Below are 17,384 nucleotides of genomic sequence, written 5' to 3'. Positions count from 1 at the left end.
CACCCCAACCCCTCTCCCGCAGGCGGGAGAGGGGCTTCAAGCAACGGCAACGGCAAAAGCAGCTGCACAAGCGACAGCCGAAGCCACAGCAACAGCAACAGCCAAGGCCACAGCCACAGCCACAGCAACAGCAACAGCAACAGCAACAACCAAGGCCATAGCCACAGCCACAGCCACAGCCACAGCCACAGCCATAGCCATAGCAACAGCAACAGCCACAGCAACAGCAACAACCTGAGCACCAGCCGCAACGCAAAAACCCTCCCCCGCAATGCGGGAAAGGGCTGTTTTGCCTTCCTGTCAGCTAGCCGTCGCCGGCGCCATCATCAGAAGTTGTAACGCACCGATACATACCAGTTGCGCGGCAGACCGTAATACGCGGTCTGGATGTTGCCGACGCTGGCAAATTCCTGGCCTTCGGTCTTGTACTGCTTGTCGGTCAGGTTGCGCACGCCGGCGCGGACCTGCCAGGTCAGCTGCGACGAATCCCATACGCCGTAGGCGCCCACCAGGGTGTAAGCGTCCTGGCTCAGCACCTTGCGGTTGTCCACCGACAACCAGGTGTCGCCGCGATAGGACACGTCGCCGCCAAAGGTCAGGCTGCCGTTGTCGCCCAGCGAGAACACATGCTGCAGGGCCACACGAGCGGTCCAATCCGGCGAGAACGGCACGTGGTCGTGGTTCACGCTCGGGTCGTAGCCGGCGTAGGACGGATCAAGGCGGAAGTCCTCGAAGCTGTCGTACTTGGCGTCCATCCAGCCCAACTGCGCGCTCAGCGTGGTGGCCTCGCCCAGCAGTGCGCTGCCTTCCAGCTCGATGCCCTTGATGTTGAGCTTGGCCGCGTTCAACACCGGGAAGGTGCCCACGTCCTGCGAAACACGGGCCTGGAAATCGCTGTAATTGCTGTAGAACGCAGTCGCGGTACCGCGCATGCGGTGGTCAGCGCTGCTGCCCTTCAGGCCAAGCTCGTAGGTCCATACGTGCTCGGGATCGAACTTGGCGTGCTCGGTGTCGTACACCGTGTTGGCACGGCCGTTGAAGCCACCGGACTTGAAGCCACGGTTGGCCGACACATAGCCCATCAGGTTATCGCTGAATTCCTTCTGCAGGCTGATGGACGGCGTCACCGCGGTCCACGAGGCCTTCGCATCGAAGGCAACCGTGCCGTTCAAAGCGGTGAACGGCGCACCCCAGAACGTGCTGGTGGTGCGGTCGTAGTCCTTCTTGTCCTTGGTCCAGCGCACGCCGGCCGCCACGGTCCAGGTCGGTACGAACTCCCAGTTGACGTGGGCGAACGCAGCGACCGAAGTGGTGGTCAGGTCATCGTCGATGGTGCGCAGGAACGGCACACCCGCGCCCATGAACGAGAACAGATCATCGGCATAGGCTTCCTGGTACGAAGGCACGTTCTCCTTCATGTAGTACGCGCCAAAGGTGGCGTGCAGGTTGGAGCCGTTGTCGTAATGCAGCTGGAATTCCTGGCTCTTCTGGTTCTGGTCCAGTGCCACCAGCACATCGCCCAGCTCGTATTCGGAAGCGTCGATGTCGATATACGACTTGGTCTTGAGCTTACGGTAGGAGCTGATGCTCTTGAGCATGAACTGCTCGTTGATCTCCCATTCCATCGCCAGCGATGCACCGGAATGCTTCAGGTACTGGCCTTCGCCGTCCTTGAACGAGGTCTGTGCGCGGCGGTTCCACTCACCGGTTTCACCCGGCTGCAGCACGATCACGCCAGCCGGTGCCAGGCTGGTCTGCAGCAACGGCGCCATCGGCCGGCCCAGGGTCAGCGCTGCATCCTGCTTGGTGGTATCCAGCGACAACACCGCACTGAAATTATCAGTCGGCTTGTAGGCCAGCTTCATGCGCAGGGCTTCGGTGTCGTCGTCGTTGTAGCGCTTGCCGGTGACCGCATCCTTGACGTAGCCGTCATTGGTGATCTTGGCACCGGCGATGCTGCCGGCCAGCGTATCGCTGAGCTTGCCCGAGACATAGAAGCGGCCTTCCAGGCGACCGTAGTCGCCGGCAGTCACTTCCACCGCGCCGCCTTCATTGTCGAAGGGGTTCTTGGTGGTCAGCTTGATCGCGCCGCCGGTGGAATTCTTGCCGTACAGCGTGCCCTGCGGGCCGCGCAGCACTTCCAGCTGCTGGATGTCGAACAGCGAGAACAGTGCGCCATTGATGCGCGAGTAGTACACGTCATCGACATACATGCCCACGCCCGGGTCGAAGGTCTGCAGCGCGTCGGGCTGGCCGATGCCGCGGATGAAGACGTTGACGCTATTGGCCGAACCACGGCCCTGGGCGATGTTCATGTTGGGCACGGCGCCCTGCAGGCCTTCCACGGTCGAGGCCTGCAGATCCTTGATCTGCTCCTCGCCGAAGGCGCTGACCGCCACCGGCACGTCCTGGATGGACTCGGTGCGGCGGCGTGCGGTTACGGTCACTTCGTCCAGCTGCGTGGCCTGGGTGCCGGCCGGCACTGCCTGCTGCTCCTGCGCCTGCACGAATGCAGCAGGCGCCAACAGAATGCCACCGATGGCGATACTCAGATACTTGCGCTTCATTGGTCTCCCTCCTCCCGGGTATGACGTAGCGGCATACGAGTGCCGCCATGGAGCGCACGTTAAAGGAGCGTTAGCTCGCCGCGTATAGTCCCTTCGTACAGTGGGCCGGACCGCCCGCGGTGCTGATACTCGCCGGCACTGTGTATTGGCCGGGAGCCCTGAATGTCGTTTCTGATCGTATTGGCGGCCCTGTGCTTCCTGATGTTTGTCGCCTACCGCGGCTACAGCGTGATCCTGTTCGCGCCGGTGGCGGCGCTGGGCGCGGTGCTGCTGACCGACCCGACCCTGGTGCAGCCGATGTTCACCGGCTTGTTCATGGACAAGATGGTCGGCTTCCTGAAGCTGTATTTCCCGGTCTTCGTGCTGGGCGCGGTGTTCGGCAAGTTGATCGAGGTATCGGGCTTTTCCAAGTCCATCGTCAGCGCCACCATCAAACTGGTGGGCGCCAAGCGCGCGATGCTGTCGATCGTGCTGGTCTGCGCCCTGCTAACTTACGGCGGCGTATCGCTGTTCGTGGTGGTGTTTGCGGTCTACCCGTTCGCCGCCGAGTTGTTCCGCCAGAGCAACATCCCCAAGCGCCTGATACCGGGCACCATCGCACTGGGCGCCTTCACCTTCACCATGGACGCGCTGCCGGGCACCCCGCAGATCCAGAACATCATTCCGTCGGCGTTCTTCGGCACCAACAGCTGGGCTGCGCCGTGGCTGGGCGTGATCGGCACGGTGGTGATCCTGATCCTGGGCATGAGCTATCTGGAATGGCGACGCCGCGTGGCCGTACGCAATGGCGAAGGCTATGCCAGTACCAACGAAGAACTGCGCAACGAGCCGGAACCGTTCCAGGGCCAGAACCTGGCGCATCCCTTGATCGCGATCGCGCCACTGATTCTGGTCGGCGTCGCCAACTACCTGCTCACCCGCTGGATCCCCGGCTTCTACGGTGAAACCCAGTCGTTCATACCGGCCGTGATCGGCAACCCGGCGCCCGTGGTGCAGGAAGTGTCGAAGCTGGGGGCGATCTGGGCGGTGCAGGGCGCGTTGCTGCTGGGCATCCTCAGCGTCATCGCCTTTGCCTGGAAACCGGTGGTGGCCTCGTTCGCCGAGGGCACCAAATCGGCCATCGGCGGCGCCATGCTGGCGTCGATGAACACAGCCTCCGAATACGGCTTCGGCGCGGTGATTGCTGCCCTGCCCGGCTTCCTGGTGGTAGCCAATGCGCTTGGCTCGATCCCCAATCCGCTGGTCAACGAAGCGGTTTCGGTGACTGCCATGGCCGGCATCACCGGCTCGGCCTCCGGTGGCATGAGCATCGCGCTGGCCGCCATGGCCGACAGCTTCATCGCCAATGCACAGGCGGCGGGGATTCCGATGGAAGTGCTGCACCGGGTCGCCGCGATGGCCTCCGGCGGCATGGACACGCTTCCGCATAACGGCGCGGTGATCACCGTGCTGGCGGTAACCGGCCTCACCCACCGCCAGTCCTACAAGGACATCTTCGCCATCACCGTCATCAAGACCTTGGCGGTATTCGCGATCATCGGCGTGTACTACGCCACCGGCCTGGTTTAAGCAGCGGCTCGCCCCGGCGCAAAGCCGGGGCAGTCCACCGCGAGGCGGTTTCGCAGCCGAATCAACCCGGGGTGAATAGACCGCGCAAAGACTGGTTTTTGATTGACCGCGCGGGCTGGCTTTTTGTGGGAGCGGCGTCAGCCGCGAAGCAGATACGAAATCAGATCGCTCAGCTGCCGATCGCCTCGACACCACCAGCTTCGCGGCTGACGCCACTCCTACAAACAACCGCAGCCCCGGGTAAGCGCAGCGCGCCCAGGCCACATTGACCGCGCGAACGGGCTTTTTGTAGGAGCGGCATCAGCCGCGAAGCAGATACAAAATCAGATCGCCCAGCTGCCAAGCCACTCGGCACCACCAGCTTCGCGGCTCACGCCGCTCCCACAAGCAATCCGTACTCCGGCTAAGCGCAGCGCGCCCAGGCCACATTGACCGCGCGAACGGGCTTTTTGTAGGAGCGGCATTAGCCGCGAGGCAGATACAAAATCAGATCGCTCAGCAGCCAGCCGCCTCGGCACTACCAGCTTCGCGGCTCACGCCGCTCCTACAAACAACCGCAGCTCGGCTAAGCGCAGCGCGCCCAGACCACATTGACCGGGCGGACGGGCTTTTTGAAGGAGCGGCATCAGCCGCGAAGCAGATACAAAATCAGATCGCCCAGCTGCCAATCGCCTCGGCACTACCAGCTTCGCGGCTCACGCCGCTCCTACAAACAACCGCAGCCCCAGCAGCAGCCGGGCAGCCGGGCAGCCGAGTCGCAAGGTCCGAATCCCGGCTTTTCCGGATCCCGGATCCCGGATCCCGGATCGCGGATCCCCAATCCCCAATCCCATTTTCCAGCTCAACGCCCAGAAACCAGCAAGGCCCGGGTTTCCCCGGGCCTTGCCGTTTCCAAAGAGCACAGACAGAAAAATCGCCCGGCTGCACGTCACTGTGCAACACCGGACGACCTCACATCCTTGTTGGCATCCTGCCAGCCCCCAGCATCCTGCCCTTCTTGGGTTCCCGGTGATCCGCCTTCCTGACGGGTCACTATCCGATTCCTTCCGCTCAGCGCCTCTCAACCGGCTGCACAGCTACCGTCCCGGCAGCTTTCTTGGCAGGGGCAGCTCCGGCCCTTGCCTCGATCAGGTCACGATTCCTTTCGACCGTCTTCAATCCGATTCCCTTCACCAGTGCCAGTTCCTCGACACTTTTGAACGGTCCGTTGGCCTGTCGGTGCTCGATGATCGCCTGCGCCTTGGAAGGGCCAACGTTCACCAGCGCCTGATTCAGCTCCGCCGCAGAGGCGGTATTGATATCGAGCTTGTCCTTGGCCTGAGCCGTAAGCGTCAATAACAATGCAAGAATCAGAGACTGCAGCGTCACGGTAAAAAGCTTCATCGCTGTACTCCTTGTGGCTTGTTGGCTGATTGGCGGCTATCCCGCCGGCCGAATCAGTGTCCCGCGCCACATGAACCTAGAATATCCGCAGCACGCCGGGCAGGCAGCCAGCCAACCCCCCGGGCTCTTGTAGGAAAAGTCCTACAAAATTTACTGATGAAACCGTCGCAAGCCCGCAGAACAAGGGAGCGGCGTAGAATGGTTACACCTGACATTTCTACCGGAGATCCAGATGGACAGCGCCAAAATCGGCCAATTTCTAAGCGACAAGTGGGACAACGACATCGTCCCGCAACTGGTCGATTACATCCGTATCCCCAACAAGTCGCCGATGTTCGACGCCAATTGGGTCGCCAACGGCTATATGGATCAGGCCGTGAATCTGATGGAGAGCTGGGCCAAGGCGCAGACCATCCCCGGCCTGCAGGTCGAGGTGGTGCGCCTTGAAGGCCGCACCCCGCTGCTGTTCCTGGAAATCCCGGCCACCGGCCCGGAAACCGGCGACGACACCGTGCTGCTCTATGGCCACCTGGACAAGCAGCCGGAAATGACCGGTTGGGACGACGACCTCGGCCCGTGGAAGCCGGTGCTGCGCGGTGACAAGCTGTACGGCCGCGGTGGCGCCGATGACGGTTATGCCATCTTCGGTTCGCTGGCTGCGGTGCTGGCACTGCAGGAGCAGGGCCTGCCGCACGCCCGTTGCGTGATCCTGATCGAAGCCTGCGAAGAATCCGGTTCCTACGACCTGCCGGCCTACGTCGACCACCTGGCCGACCGTATCGGCCAGCCGTCGCTGGTGGTCTGCCTGGATTCCGGCTGCGCCAACTACGACCAGCTGTGGTGCACCACCTCGCTGCGCGGCCTGACCGGCGGCAACTTCACGGTCAAGGTGCTCAACGAAGGCGTGCACTCCGGCGATGCCTCCGGCGTGGTGCCGTCCAGCTTCCGCCTGCTGCGCCAGCTGCTGTCGCGCATCGAGGACGAGAAGACCGGCCGCATCCTGCTCGAAGGCCTGCACACCGAAGTGCCAGCCGAGCGCCTGGAACAGGCCAAGCGCGCTGCCGACGTGGTCGATACCGCCATCTTCGACAAGTTCCCGCTGGTCGACGGCCTCAAGCCGATGAGCGAGGAGCTGACCGAGCTGGTGCTCAACCGCACCTGGCGCCCGGCGCTGTCGGTCACCGGCATCGGCGGCATGCCGCCGCTGGAATCGGCCGGCAACGTGCTGCGCCCGGAAACCTCGGTGAAGCTGTCGCTGCGCCTGCCGCCGACCGCCAATGGCAAGGTCTGCGGCGAGCTGCTGAAGGAAGCCCTGCTGCGTGATCCGCCGAACGGCGCCCACGTCAGCCTGGACCTGGAAAAGGCCTCCACCGGCTGGAACGCCCCGGCCATGGCCCCCTGGCTGGAGCAGTCCATCGACGCCGCCAGCCAGGCCTTCTTCGGCAAGCCGGCCATGTATATGGGTGAAGGTGGCTCGATCCCGTTCATGGGCATGCTGGGTGAGAAGTTCCCGGGTGCGCAGTTCATGATCACCGGTGTGCTCGGCCCGCATTCCAATGCCCATGGTCCGAACGAGTTCCTGCACATCCCGATGGGCAAGCGCGTTACTTCCTGCGTGTCCAAGGTGCTGTTCGACCACCACGCCGCCAGCCTGCGCGGTGAGACCAGCGGTTCGCCGGTAGCCGCCGACAGCGGTACCCGTCACGGCGGCCACGGCTGCTGCTGATCGTCTGTCGTTTGACGGTTGGATGACGAACGCAGCCTGGCCTTGCTAGGCTGCGTTTTTATTTGCCAAGGACCAGAACATGAGTGGATTGTTTGGCAGCGACAGCTGGCTGTACATCATCCTGATCGGTTTCTTCGTCGGCCTGCTGGGGCGCTTCTTCATGCCCGGCAACAACCGCATGGGCTGCCTGCTGACCATCGTGCTCGGCGTGGCCGGGGCGGTATTCGCCGGCTGGTTCGGGCGTGAGATGGGCTGGTATTCGGCAGGACAGCCGGCCGGCTTCGTCGGCGCCATCATCGGCGCGATTGCGCTGCTGGCGCTGCTGCGTTTGATCAGCGGCGGCAAGAAGCGCTGATTTCCATCCAACGGCGCCTGCGGGCGCCGCAACTTTGTAGCGTCCATGAACGATCCCGCTTCCGATCCACTGCGCACCGAACAACGCCGGCAGTGGGCAGCCGCCGCGCTCGGCGACCCCGCCTCCACCCTGGAACGCGCATCGGTCGATGCCGGCTTCCGCAGCTACTGGCGAACCACCAGCACGCGCGGCAGCCACATCGTGATGGATTCGCCGCCGGGCCTGGAAGATGTGCGCCCGTGGCTGCGCATGCACGACCTGTTGGAGACCAACAGCGTGCGCGTGCCGCAGGTATTGGCGCGCGATCTCGACAACGGCTTCCTGTTGCTGGAAGACCTGGGCGGCCCCACCCTCGCCCGCTTCATCACCGATGACACGGCCGATGCGTGGTTCGAGGCCAGCTTCGCGCAGCTGATCCGGCTGCAATCGATTCCCGTCCCCGAAGGCATGGGCACATTCGGCGAAGCGCTGCTGCAACGCGATGCGGGGCTGTTTGAAGATTGGTTCGTGCAGCGTCATCTGGGCCTGCAGCTGGACTGCGGCGAAAGCGAGCAGCTGCAGCTGGTGCAGCGGCGCTTGATGGACAATGCCCTGAACCAACCGCAGGTGCTGACCCATCGCGATTTCATGCCGCGCAACCTGATGCCGGTCGACGATGGTCCGGCGGTGCTGGATTTCCAGGACCTGGTAAGCGGGCCGATCGCCTACGACCCGGCCAGTCTGTTCAAGGACGCCTTCCTGAGTTGGCCGCTGGAGAAAGTCGACGCCTGGCTTGCGCGCTATCACGCCAAGGCCAGCGCTGCCGGCCTGCCGCTGCGGCCATGGCCGCAGTTCCTGCGCGATGCAGACTGGATGGGCGTGCAGCGTCATCTGAAAATCCTCGGCATCTTCGTGCGCCTGCGTGACCGAGACGGCAAGGGCCATTACTTCGAGGACGCACCGCGTTTCATCCGCTATCTGGATGAAGTGCTGCCGCGCTATCCGGAGCTGGCACCGTTGCAGGAGTTGTTCGAGCGGCGCTTCAAGCCGGCGATGGCCGCCAAGGCTCCAGCATGAAGGCCTTGATCTTTGCCGCCGGGCTCGGCGAGCGCATGCGCCCGCTCACCGATCACACGCCCAAGCCGCTGTTGCCGGTGGCCGGTGTGCCGTTGATCGAATGGCATCTGCAGCGCCTGGCTGCGTTGGGCATCAACGATGTAGTGATCAACACCAGTTGGTTGGCCGCACAGTTCCCCGAGCGATTGGGCGATGGCAGTCGCTGGAACCTGCGCCTGCATTATCTGCACGAAGGCCCGGTGCCGCTGGAAACCGGTGGCGGCATGCACAACGCCTTGCCACTGCTTGGCGATGCGCCCTTCCTGGCGATCAACGGTGATATCTGGAGTGATTTTGATTTTGCTACGTTGCCGCTGGAGCCGAAGGGCAACGCGCATCTGGTCATGGTCGACAACCCCGTGCAGCACCCGCGTGGTGATTTCGTCTTGAGCGCCGATGGGCAGCTGCACGACAGCGGCGAACAAGCGCGCCTGACCTTTGCCGGTATCGGCGTGTACCGGCCGCAGTTGCTGCAGGGCTGGCAATCAGTGATTGGCGATGCAGACGGCAGCGCGGAAACCCCGCCACGCTTCAAACTGGCGCCCTTGCTGCGTGCCGCGATGGCCAGCAAAAGCATCAGCGGCCAGTATCACCAAGGCCGCTGGACCGACGTAGGCACCCCCGAGCGCCTGCAGCAGCTGGAAAACCAGCTTTTGTAGGAGCGGCATAAGCCGCGAAGCCAGCGAAGGTTCCGACCCAGAGATGCCTGCAATTGCAGGCATCTTTGTTTGCGGATGCGGCGCCAGCTTCGCGGCTGATGCCGCTCCCACAACAGCCAGCGCGCTCCTTTGTGGGAGCGGTGTAAACCGCGAAGCCACTGCAGGATCAGAAACAGCGTCGCATGTGCAATCGCAGGCAAGACTGGCTGCTGTTGCATTGCCAGCTTCGCGGCTTACGCCGCTCCTACAACAGCCAGCGCGCTCCTTTGTGGGAGCGGTGTAAACCGCGAAGCCACTGCAGGATCAGAAACAGCGTTGCCTGCAATCGCAAGCAAGCCTGGCTGCTGTTGCATTGCCAGCTTCGCGGCTTACGCCGCTCCTACAAAAGCCCGCGCGTTCCTTCCTTTGTGGGAGCGGTGTAAACCGCGAAGCCACTGCAGAATCAGAAACAGCGTTGCATGCAATCGCAGGCAAGACTGGTTGCTGTTGCATTGCCAGCTTCGCGGCTTACGCCGCTCCTACAACAGCCGGCGCGTTCCTCTGTAGGAGCGGTGTAAACCGCGAGGCCACTGCAGGATCAGAAGCAGCGTTGCATGCAATCGCAGGCAAGCCTGGCTGTTGTTGCATTGCCAGCTTCGCGGCTTACGCCGCTCCTACAAAAGCCCAAGCAGCCCGCCAGTTTTGTGGGAGCGGCGTCAGCCGCGAAACAACTGAAACCTCAGATGCAAAAATGCCTGCGATTGCAGGCATTTTTGTCTGTGGATGCGGCATCAGCTTCGCGACTTGCACCGTTCCCACAAAAAATTTGATCCCGAACCGCGCTATCAGCCCGGCCCGTTCTCCAATACCCGCTTCAGGAACGGCACCGTAATGCGCCGCTTTGCCGCAAGCGATTCACGGTCCAGCCTTTCCAGCAAGGTCACCAGTCCGCTCAGATCGCGGCCGGTGCGGGTCAGCAACCAGTCCAGCGTCGCCTCATCCATCACCAGCCCACGACGCACCGAACGCTCGCGCAGCACTGCGCCACGGCCTTCGGCATCCAGCGGCTCCAGGGTGATGCGGCTGCATTGCGACAGCCGCGAGCGCAGATCCGGCAGCACCAGGCCGAGGCCATCGGGCGGCAGCCGCGAGGTGTAGATAACGGTCACATCGGCGGCGCGGGCGCGGTTGTGGAACTCGAACAGGGTCACTTCCTGTTCGCGGCGGCCGGCAACGTATTCCAGTCCGTCCAGCGCCAGCACATCGTGCCCTTCCAGTGCTTCCAGGGCGTCCTGCAGGCGCGTGCCTGCCGCCTGCAATGGCAGATAGGCAGGCCGTCGCCCGGCCTGCAACGCAGCGGCGCAGGTGGCCAGGGCCAGATGGGTCTTGCCGGTGGCACCAGCGCCGACCAGATAGATCCAATCCTTGCTGCTGCCATTGGCGACGGCGCGCAGCTGCGCCAGCGCGCCTTCCGGTGCACCGATGAACGTCTCAAAGCGCTGGTCTGGCGGGTAACGCAAGGCCAGCGGTAACTGCGGCACACTCACTTAATTTCTACATCCTTCGACACGATGCTCAGATCCGCCGGCACCTCGATGCTGCGCGGATCCAGGACAATCGTCGGCCCATGGCCGGCGTACAACTCACTTTGGCGATAACGCTGGTGCGCATAGCGCAACAGGACGTTGATCACCGCCGCCGCTGGCAGTGCCAGCAGCATTCCCAGGAATCCAAACAACTGACCGCCTGCCATCACTGCAAAAATCACCGCAACCGGGTGCAGGCCAATTTTGTCACCGACGATGCGCGGCGTCAGCACATAACTTTCCAACAGCTGGCCAACGGTGAAGACAACACCCACCATTACCAGCAATTGCAGGTCAAAACCCTGCGACTGCACCAATGCCGCCAGCACCGCCAGCACCACACCGGTGGTTGCGCCCAGGTATGGGATGAAGCTGATCAAACCGGCAATCAGCCCGATCAACAACCCCAGGTTCAAGCCGACCAGGCTCAAGCCCGCCGCATAGACGATGCCCAAGGCGATCATCACCACGATCTGCCCGCGGATGAAGGCGCCCAGCACATCGTTGGACTCACGCGCCAGCCGCGACACCACTTCGATATGGTTGCGCGGGATCAGGGATGCAACCCGCTCGACCAACTTGTCCCAGTCACGCAGGAAGTAATACGCCAGGATCGGCAACAGGGCCAGGTTGATCACCCAGGCCACCATCGCAAAACCCGAGCGCGACACGTAGCCGAAGAACGTGGTGGCAACGCCGCCGGCCTGCTGCCAATGGCTGCGTACCCAGTCAAACAGGCGGCCAGGGTCCAGCCAGGCCATGATCTCCAGACCGGTTTTCTGCTCGATCCACGGAATGGCGGTATCCATCAGCCACTCCTGCCCTTGAGGCAGGGCGGCGACCAGGGTGATGATCTGGCGCTGGATCAAGGGCACCAGAATCAGCAGCGCCAAGGCCAGCAGCAGGATCATCAGCACGAATACCAGCACCACCGCGGTGTTGCGCGAACGCCCGCTGGCTTCCAGCCGGTCCACCAGCGGATCGCCCAGCCAGGCCAGCATCAAGGCGACCACGAACGGGGTCAGCACCGGCGCCAGCAGCCAGGTCACCCACAGCCCGAACGCGGTCAACACAACCCATTTGAGGCGGCGCAGAAACAGCGCGATTTCCATTTCCGCTGTATCAGTACTCATCGGATGCGGTACTCCGCGCGGCGGGTGCCGCTGCTCTGATCGGTGCCTGCTTCGGCATCGTCGTCGGCTACCGCACCCACCGGCTGCAGTGCAGCGTCGCTGCCCAGCATGCGGTTGAAGCCAGGCAAGCCGCTCATCAGCTCGACATCCAGCTCCAGACGGTCGCCCGAGGCCTGGATCGGGATGATCGACTTGACCACAGCCACTCGCTGCAAGGTCGCCGCCAGTCGCAGATAGTCATCGGCGCTACGGATGCCACTGACCACGATGCGGTAGACGCCTGCAGCGCCCGCTGCCGGGGCCTTTGCATAGCGCCGCACCAGCGCGTCAGCGGCGCCGTCGGCGCCAGCCACCATCGCGCGCCGTGCATCGGCGTCGTTGGTGGTCCACTTGGACAGCTCCCGGCCATTGTCGACAAACACCCAATCGGCAACCCAACCGCCGCCCTTGCCGCGGTACAACTTGCCTACCAGCTGCATCGGCGGCGAATAACGGGCCGAAGCCCGCGCCACCGCGGCGGTGTCCTGGCGCCAGATCGCGCCTACCAGCGCCTGCTCGGCCGCGCCGCCGGCAGGCAAGCCCAGCTTGAAGCCGCGTTCGACCGCGCGATCCAGCAAGGGCCGCGCCGCATTGGACTGCGGCACCCCGACCAGACGCGGGCCGCTGCCATCGTCGATGGCCAGCCACACCACCGGCTTGGGACGCGGCTGCGGCCATACCGGCAAACCCAGCGCAGCCACCAGCCCATCGACGTCATCCTGGCGGAAACGCGCCACCAGCATGGTGCGGAAGCTCGGTGCGCCGCTGGCGCTGACGCTCTGGTCCTGGCGGTAGTCGTAGCTCTCGACCATGTCCTTGGCGCTGCGCAGGGCCTGCGCGACGCCCGGCCGCGCCAAGGCGCTGCGGTCGCCCGACAGTTTGGCCAGCACCGCGCCCAGCGCGCGCGCCAGCCCGCCGCTGCGATCGGCCTCGCTTTGGCTGTTGACCGGCACTTCGGCCTCATAGGCACTGCGGGCGCCGGCTACGTCCCCTTCGGTACGCATGCCGGACGACTGTGCCTGCACCAGTGAAATTGGCAGGCAGAGCGCCAGAAACAGGATTGTGACCAGGCTGCGGCGCATTGAAATTTCCATTGCTCGACGATTCCGGAGGGAATTGTTGCCCGAATGGGGCCTTCACGCCAACGTGGCCTGTTAAAATCGCCCGTTCACCCCGCCAGTGCAGCCGCCCGTGACCAGCCCCTCGACCTCTGCCAACTCCCCCCTGACCTACCGTGACGCCGGTGTCGACATCGACGCAGGCAACGAACTGGTCGAGCGCATCAAGCCGCTGGTAAAGCGCAGCTTCCGCCCGGAGGTGATGGGCGGACTCGGCGGCTTCGGCGCCTTGTTCGACCTCTCCAACAAGTATCGCGAGCCGGTCCTGGTGTCCGGCACCGACGGCGTCGGCACCAAGCTGAAGCTGGCACAACAGCTGGGCCGGCACGACACGATCGGCATCGATCTGGTCGCCATGTGCGTCAACGACGTGCTGGTGCAGGGTGCTGAACCGCTGTTCTTCCTGGATTATTTCGCCACCGGCAAGCTCGACATCGACACCGCTGCGGCCGTGGTCGGCGGCATTGCCAATGGCTGCACCGAGGCCGGTTGCGCGCTGATCGGCGGCGAAACCGCTGAAATGCCCGACATGTACGCCCCGGGCGAATACGACCTGGCCGGCTTCACCGTCGCCGGCGTGGAAAAGAGCGAGCTGAAGGACGGCTCGGCCGTTGCCTTGGGTGACGTGCTGATCGGCATTGCCTCCTCCGGCCCGCACTCCAACGGTTATTCGCTGGTACGCCGCATCTATGAACGCGCCGGCAGCCCGGCCGAGCTGGTGCTGGAAGACGGCGTCAAGCTGGTCGATGCGCTGATGGCGCCGACCCGTCTGTACGTCAAGCCGATCCTGTCGCTGCTCAAGACCCACGGCGCGGCCGTGCACGGCATGGCCCACGTCACCGGCGGCGGCCTGACCGAAAACATCATCCGCGTGGTGCCTGAAGGCCTGGGCCTGAACATCGACGCCAGCAGCTGGACGTTGCCGCCGGTGTTCCAGTGGCTGCAGCGCGAAGGCAATGTGGCCGACAGCGAAATGTGGCGCACCTTCAACTGCGGCATCGGTTTCGTGCTGCTGGTGCCGGCCGACCAGGTGGCCGCCATCAACGGCACGCTGGATACGCTGGGCCTGGCGCATTGGCAGATTGGTGAAGTGGTGGCTGAAAACGGCGCTGAACGCGTCCACATCGGCTGAGCCAACGCCTCCATGACAGCCGCCAAGAAGGCCGCCTTCATCGGCGTGCTTGTTGTATTCGCGCTTACCTGGATCAAACCGCTATGGCCTGTGGAACAGGCCCTGCACAGCTCGCTGACCGTGGTCGGCCTGCTCGCGCTGTGGTGGGTGGACCGCCGCTGGCAGCTGGGCTGCGGCGCGTTCGTGGCGATCTGCGGCTTCATCGTCCTGCATTGCATCGGCGCACGTTGGCTTTATTCCAACGTCCCGTATGACCAATGGGCGCAGGCCGTGTTCGGCTGGTCGCCGAATGCGGCGTTCGGCTGGGAGCGCAATCATTTCGACCGGCTGATCCACCTGCTGTACGGCATCTGCTTCACCCCGGCGCTGACCCAGCTGGCCCGTCACAGCTGGCCGGCCCTGCGCCTGGGCCAGGCGTTCACGCTGGCGGTGATGACCATCATGTGCAGCAGCCTGGCCTACGAATGGCTGGAATGGGGCATCGCGCTTGCGCTGTCGCCGGAAGCGGCCGAAGCCTACAACGGCCAGCAGGGTGACATCTGGGATGCGCATGCCGACATGCTGTTGGCTACCCTCGGCAGCCTGGCGCTGTGGCCACTGCTGCGGAAATCCCGCGCATGAGTGAGCTGCCGCGCCTTGCCGTGCTTGCCTCCGGGCGCGGCAGCAACCTGCAATGCCTGCTCGATGCGATTGCCGCAGGCCAGCTTCATGCACAGATTGTCGGCGTGTTCTCCGACAAACCCACTGCTGCCGCGCTGGACAAGGTCGCGCCGGAGCAGCGCTGGGCGCGCCCCCCCAAGGATTTCGCCGACCGCGAAGCCTTTGACGATGCACTGGCCGATGCGCTGGCTGCCAGCCAGCCGGATTGGATCCTCTGTGCCGGCTATATGCGCATCCTCGGCGCTGCCTTCGTGCAGCGCTTCAACGGCCGCCTGATCAATATCCATCCATCGCTGCTGCCGCTGCACAAAGGCCTGCATACCCATGCGCAGGCAATTGCAGGCGGCCATGCCGAACACGGGGCCAGCGTGCATTTCGTGGTGCCTGAACTGGATGCCGGCGCGGTGATCGCCCAGGCCCGTGTACCGGTGTTGCCGGGAGACAGTGCCGAAACGCTGGCAAAACGCGTGCTGGCGGTCGAACACCCCTTGCTGCTGGCCAGCGTTCAGCTGCTGGTCGGCGGGCGCGTGGCTGAACAGGACGGTGTGGTTCAGGTCGACGGTCATTCCCTGTTTAGTCCATTGCGCCTAGATTCCGCCGGAACCCTCCGCCGCTGATCCGCACATGCTGCTGATGTGTGGTTTGGCATGATCTCCCCTCTCTCCTGCCTTCTTCCTCGCATGGCCATAGCGCTCTTCAAACCAATGCTGTTGACCGCCCTGCTGGTATCAGCGGTCAGCCACGCCCAGGAAACGCCTGCCCCCGCGCCGGCACAGGCGCCCGTGGCACCGGCATTGCCGGCGCTGGAGTGGACCCCGCCCGCACTGGAACCTTTCGTCGCTACCTACCAGGCCTTCTACAAGGGCAAGGAAGCCGGCGACGCCACCATGCGCGTGACCCACAACAACGACAGCCAATGGCGGGTGGACTTGGCGGTGCGCGGCAAGCGTGGCTTCGCCAGCGTGCTCGGCCTGAACATCGAACAGAGCAATGTCTTCACCAACGAAGGCAGCGTTTACACGCCACTGAGCCAGAGCACGGTCAAAAAAGCCCTGTTCATGAGCAAGAAAGTCACCGGCGTCTATAACTGGCAGGCAGGTACCGCGCAGTGGCAGGGTGATCTGAAGGACGAGCGGCAACGGCCTATCCCGTTGCAGCGCGGCGACCAGAGTGCCTTGCTGTTGAACCTGTCCCTGATGCGCGATGCGCGACCGGGCCAGGCCCTGCAGTACCGCTATGTCGATGTCGGCCGTGTGCGTCAGTACGAGTACCGCGCCGCAGACACCACCGAAAACGTACAGGTGGGTGATCTCAGCTATGACGCCTTGCGGGTCTACCGCACCAATGGCGGCAATGATGAAACCATCCTGTGGATTGCCAACGGCGTACCTACGCCGGTGCGCATCCTGCAACGCAAAGATGGGCAGGACGAGATCGACCTGCGCCTGATCGAATATCAAGGAGCCTGAGCATGAAGCATTCCCGTAGCCCCCTGCGTTTCCTCGCGGCCGCCGCCTTGACCGCGGCCAGCTTGCCGGCATTGGCGATTGAGCCGTTCACGGCCAATTACCAGGCCAGCTACATGGGCATGCAGGCCAACGGTGTGATGACGGTCGCTCCGGCCGGTAACAATCAGTGGCGTTACAGCCTGCAGATCAAGAACCCGATGGCCGACCTGAGCCAGGCGACCGTGTTCGACGAGCACGGCGGCAAACTGCGCCCGCTCAGCAGCCACGACCGTTCAGTGGTGCTGATCAAGCGCAAGCAGGTGGATGCACGCTATGACTGGGGCAGCAACCAGGCCACCTGGACCGGCGATGTGAAGCCCGACCGCGCCGGCCCGATCCGCCTGCAGAACGGCGACATGGACGCCTTGCTGATCAACCTGGCGATCGCCCGCGACGTCACCGATGGCAAACCGCTGAACTACCGCATGGTCGACGATGGCCGCATCAAGCCGATGACCTACCGGGTGATCGGCAAGGAAACCATGACCATTGCCGGCAAGCAGCAGGAAGCCACCAAGGTGTCGCGCGTGGACGGCAACAAGGAACAGATCGCGTGGATCGTCCCCGGCATGCCGGTACCGGCACGCCTGCTGCAGCGCGAAAACGGCCAGGACGCCCTGGACCTGACCATCAAGTCGATCCAGTAAGCCAGAGGTAGAGGTAGTGCCGAGCCATGCTCGGCAATGGGTTCTACCGGTAACGCCCCTGCCGAGCATGGCTCGGCACTACAGCGGCGCGTTGTGGGAGCGGCGTAAGCCGCGAAGCTAAAACTGCGGCAGCGCGCGAAAAGCTTACCCCTCACCAACCCACCCCAGAGCGAAGGGCCAGGGCGGGAGCAGTGAGAGGGGGCGACCGGGACGCAAAGCGGGCCTCCC

17 protein-coding genes are annotated in these 17,384 nt (G+C 63.8%); 11 read left to right on the top strand and 6 right to left on the bottom strand.

Going from position 1 to position 17,384, the window contains the following annotated elements; genetic code table 11:
* On the bottom strand, positions 1-242 hold a 242-nt coding region (locus ACVOKO_RS18275; protein ID WP_346500594.1), incomplete at its 3' end, for a hypothetical protein.
* Between the two features lie 84 nt (positions 243-326).
* Entirely contained in the window at positions 327-2,567 is a 2,241-nt protein-coding gene (locus ACVOKO_RS18270) for a TonB-dependent receptor (protein ID WP_346500592.1), read from the bottom strand.
* A 162-nt stretch (positions 2,568-2,729) separates the two neighbouring features.
* Between ACVOKO_RS18270 and ACVOKO_RS18265 the strand changes: the two genes are divergently transcribed.
* The gene (locus ACVOKO_RS18265; protein ID WP_346500590.1) at positions 2,730-4,136 is read left to right on the top strand and encodes a GntP family permease; all 1,407 of its coding nucleotides are present in this window, start codon (positions 2,730-2,732) and stop codon (positions 4,134-4,136) included.
* A gap of 1,050 nt (positions 4,137-5,186) precedes the next feature.
* Here ACVOKO_RS18265 and ACVOKO_RS18260 read toward each other — a convergent pair.
* Complete coding sequence (locus ACVOKO_RS18260; protein WP_346500588.1) at positions 5,187-5,519, bottom strand: ComEA family DNA-binding protein; 333 nt, start codon at positions 5,517-5,519, stop codon at positions 5,187-5,189.
* Positions 5,520-5,751: 232 nt separating this feature from the next.
* Here ACVOKO_RS18260 and ACVOKO_RS18255 point away from each other — a divergent pair, with 232 nt between their 5' ends.
* The 5 genes from ACVOKO_RS18255 to ACVOKO_RS18235 all read left to right on the top strand — a co-directional run bounded on the left by ACVOKO_RS18255 (position 5,752) and on the right by ACVOKO_RS18235 (position 10,163).
* A complete protein-coding gene (locus ACVOKO_RS18255) occupies positions 5,752-7,245 on the top strand; it encodes a M20 family metallopeptidase (RefSeq protein WP_346500586.1) in 1,494 nt (497 codons plus the stop codon).
* A 79-nt stretch (positions 7,246-7,324) separates the two neighbouring features.
* The gene (locus tag ACVOKO_RS18250; RefSeq protein WP_346500584.1) at positions 7,325-7,600 is read left to right on the top strand and encodes a GlsB/YeaQ/YmgE family stress response membrane protein; all 276 of its coding nucleotides are present in this window, start codon (positions 7,325-7,327) and stop codon (positions 7,598-7,600) included.
* A 45-nt stretch (positions 7,601-7,645) separates the two neighbouring features.
* Positions 7,646-8,656, top strand: coding sequence for an aminoglycoside phosphotransferase family protein (locus ACVOKO_RS18245; RefSeq protein WP_346500582.1), 1,011 nt, complete (start codon positions 7,646-7,648; stop codon positions 8,654-8,656).
* Positions 8,653-9,354, top strand: a complete 702-nt coding sequence (gene murU / locus ACVOKO_RS18240; RefSeq protein ID WP_346500580.1) for an N-acetylmuramate alpha-1-phosphate uridylyltransferase MurU — start codon at positions 8,653-8,655, stop codon at positions 9,352-9,354. Before ACVOKO_RS18245 ends, murU begins: the two co-directional genes overlap by 4 nt.
* 593 nt (positions 9,355-9,947) lie before the next feature.
* Entirely contained in the window at positions 9,948-10,163 is a 216-nt protein-coding gene (locus tag ACVOKO_RS18235) for a hypothetical protein (RefSeq protein ID WP_346500578.1), read from the top strand.
* Positions 10,164-10,178: 15 nt separating this feature from the next.
* Here ACVOKO_RS18235 and hda read toward each other — a convergent pair whose 3' ends face one another.
* The 3 genes from hda to ACVOKO_RS18220 are packed head-to-tail and all read right to left on the bottom strand — an operon-like array spanning position 10,179 to position 13,185.
* Positions 10,179-10,880, bottom strand: coding sequence for a DnaA regulatory inactivator Hda (hda, locus tag ACVOKO_RS18230; RefSeq protein WP_346500576.1), 702 nt, complete (start codon positions 10,878-10,880; stop codon positions 10,179-10,181).
* Complete coding sequence (locus tag ACVOKO_RS18225) at positions 10,877-12,052, bottom strand: AI-2E family transporter (protein ID WP_430980815.1); 1,176 nt, start codon at positions 12,050-12,052, stop codon at positions 10,877-10,879. Before ACVOKO_RS18225 ends, hda begins: the two co-directional genes overlap by 4 nt.
* The gene (locus ACVOKO_RS18220; RefSeq protein WP_346500574.1) at positions 12,049-13,185 is read right to left on the bottom strand and encodes a DUF2066 domain-containing protein; all 1,137 of its coding nucleotides are present in this window, start codon (positions 13,183-13,185) and stop codon (positions 12,049-12,051) included. Before ACVOKO_RS18220 ends, ACVOKO_RS18225 begins: the two co-directional genes overlap by 4 nt.
* Positions 13,186-13,282: 97 nt before the next feature.
* On the opposite strand from ACVOKO_RS18220, the gene purM reads away from it, so the two are divergent.
* The 5 genes from purM to ACVOKO_RS18195 all read left to right on the top strand — a co-directional run bounded on the left by purM (position 13,283) and on the right by ACVOKO_RS18195 (position 17,156).
* Positions 13,283-14,341: a phosphoribosylformylglycinamidine cyclo-ligase gene (gene purM, locus ACVOKO_RS18215; protein ID WP_346500572.1), complete on the top strand. Its 1,059-nt coding sequence runs from the start codon at positions 13,283-13,285 to the stop codon at positions 14,339-14,341.
* A 12-nt stretch (positions 14,342-14,353) separates the two neighbouring features.
* Positions 14,354-14,962: a DUF2238 domain-containing protein gene (locus tag ACVOKO_RS18210; protein WP_346500570.1), complete on the top strand. Its 609-nt coding sequence runs from the start codon at positions 14,354-14,356 to the stop codon at positions 14,960-14,962.
* On the top strand, positions 14,959-15,618 hold the full coding sequence (purN, locus tag ACVOKO_RS18205; protein ID WP_346500568.1) for a phosphoribosylglycinamide formyltransferase: 660 nt from the start codon (positions 14,959-14,961) through the stop codon (positions 15,616-15,618). The genes ACVOKO_RS18210 and purN overlap by 4 nt, the downstream gene beginning before the upstream one ends.
* Positions 15,619-15,681: 63 nt before the next feature.
* A complete protein-coding gene (locus ACVOKO_RS18200; protein ID WP_346500566.1) occupies positions 15,682-16,470 on the top strand; it encodes a DUF3108 domain-containing protein in 789 nt (262 codons plus the stop codon).
* A gap of 2 nt (positions 16,471-16,472) precedes the next feature.
* Positions 16,473-17,156, top strand: coding sequence for a DUF3108 domain-containing protein (locus tag ACVOKO_RS18195; RefSeq protein WP_346500564.1), 684 nt, complete (start codon positions 16,473-16,475; stop codon positions 17,154-17,156).
* Positions 17,157-17,384: the final 228 nt, after the last annotated feature.

The sequence above is a fragment of the Stenotrophomonas sp. STEN240 genome (assembly GCF_056756175.1).
The sequence above is the reverse complement of the archived record's forward strand: the minus strand, read 5'-3'. Positions and strand labels throughout refer to the sequence as shown.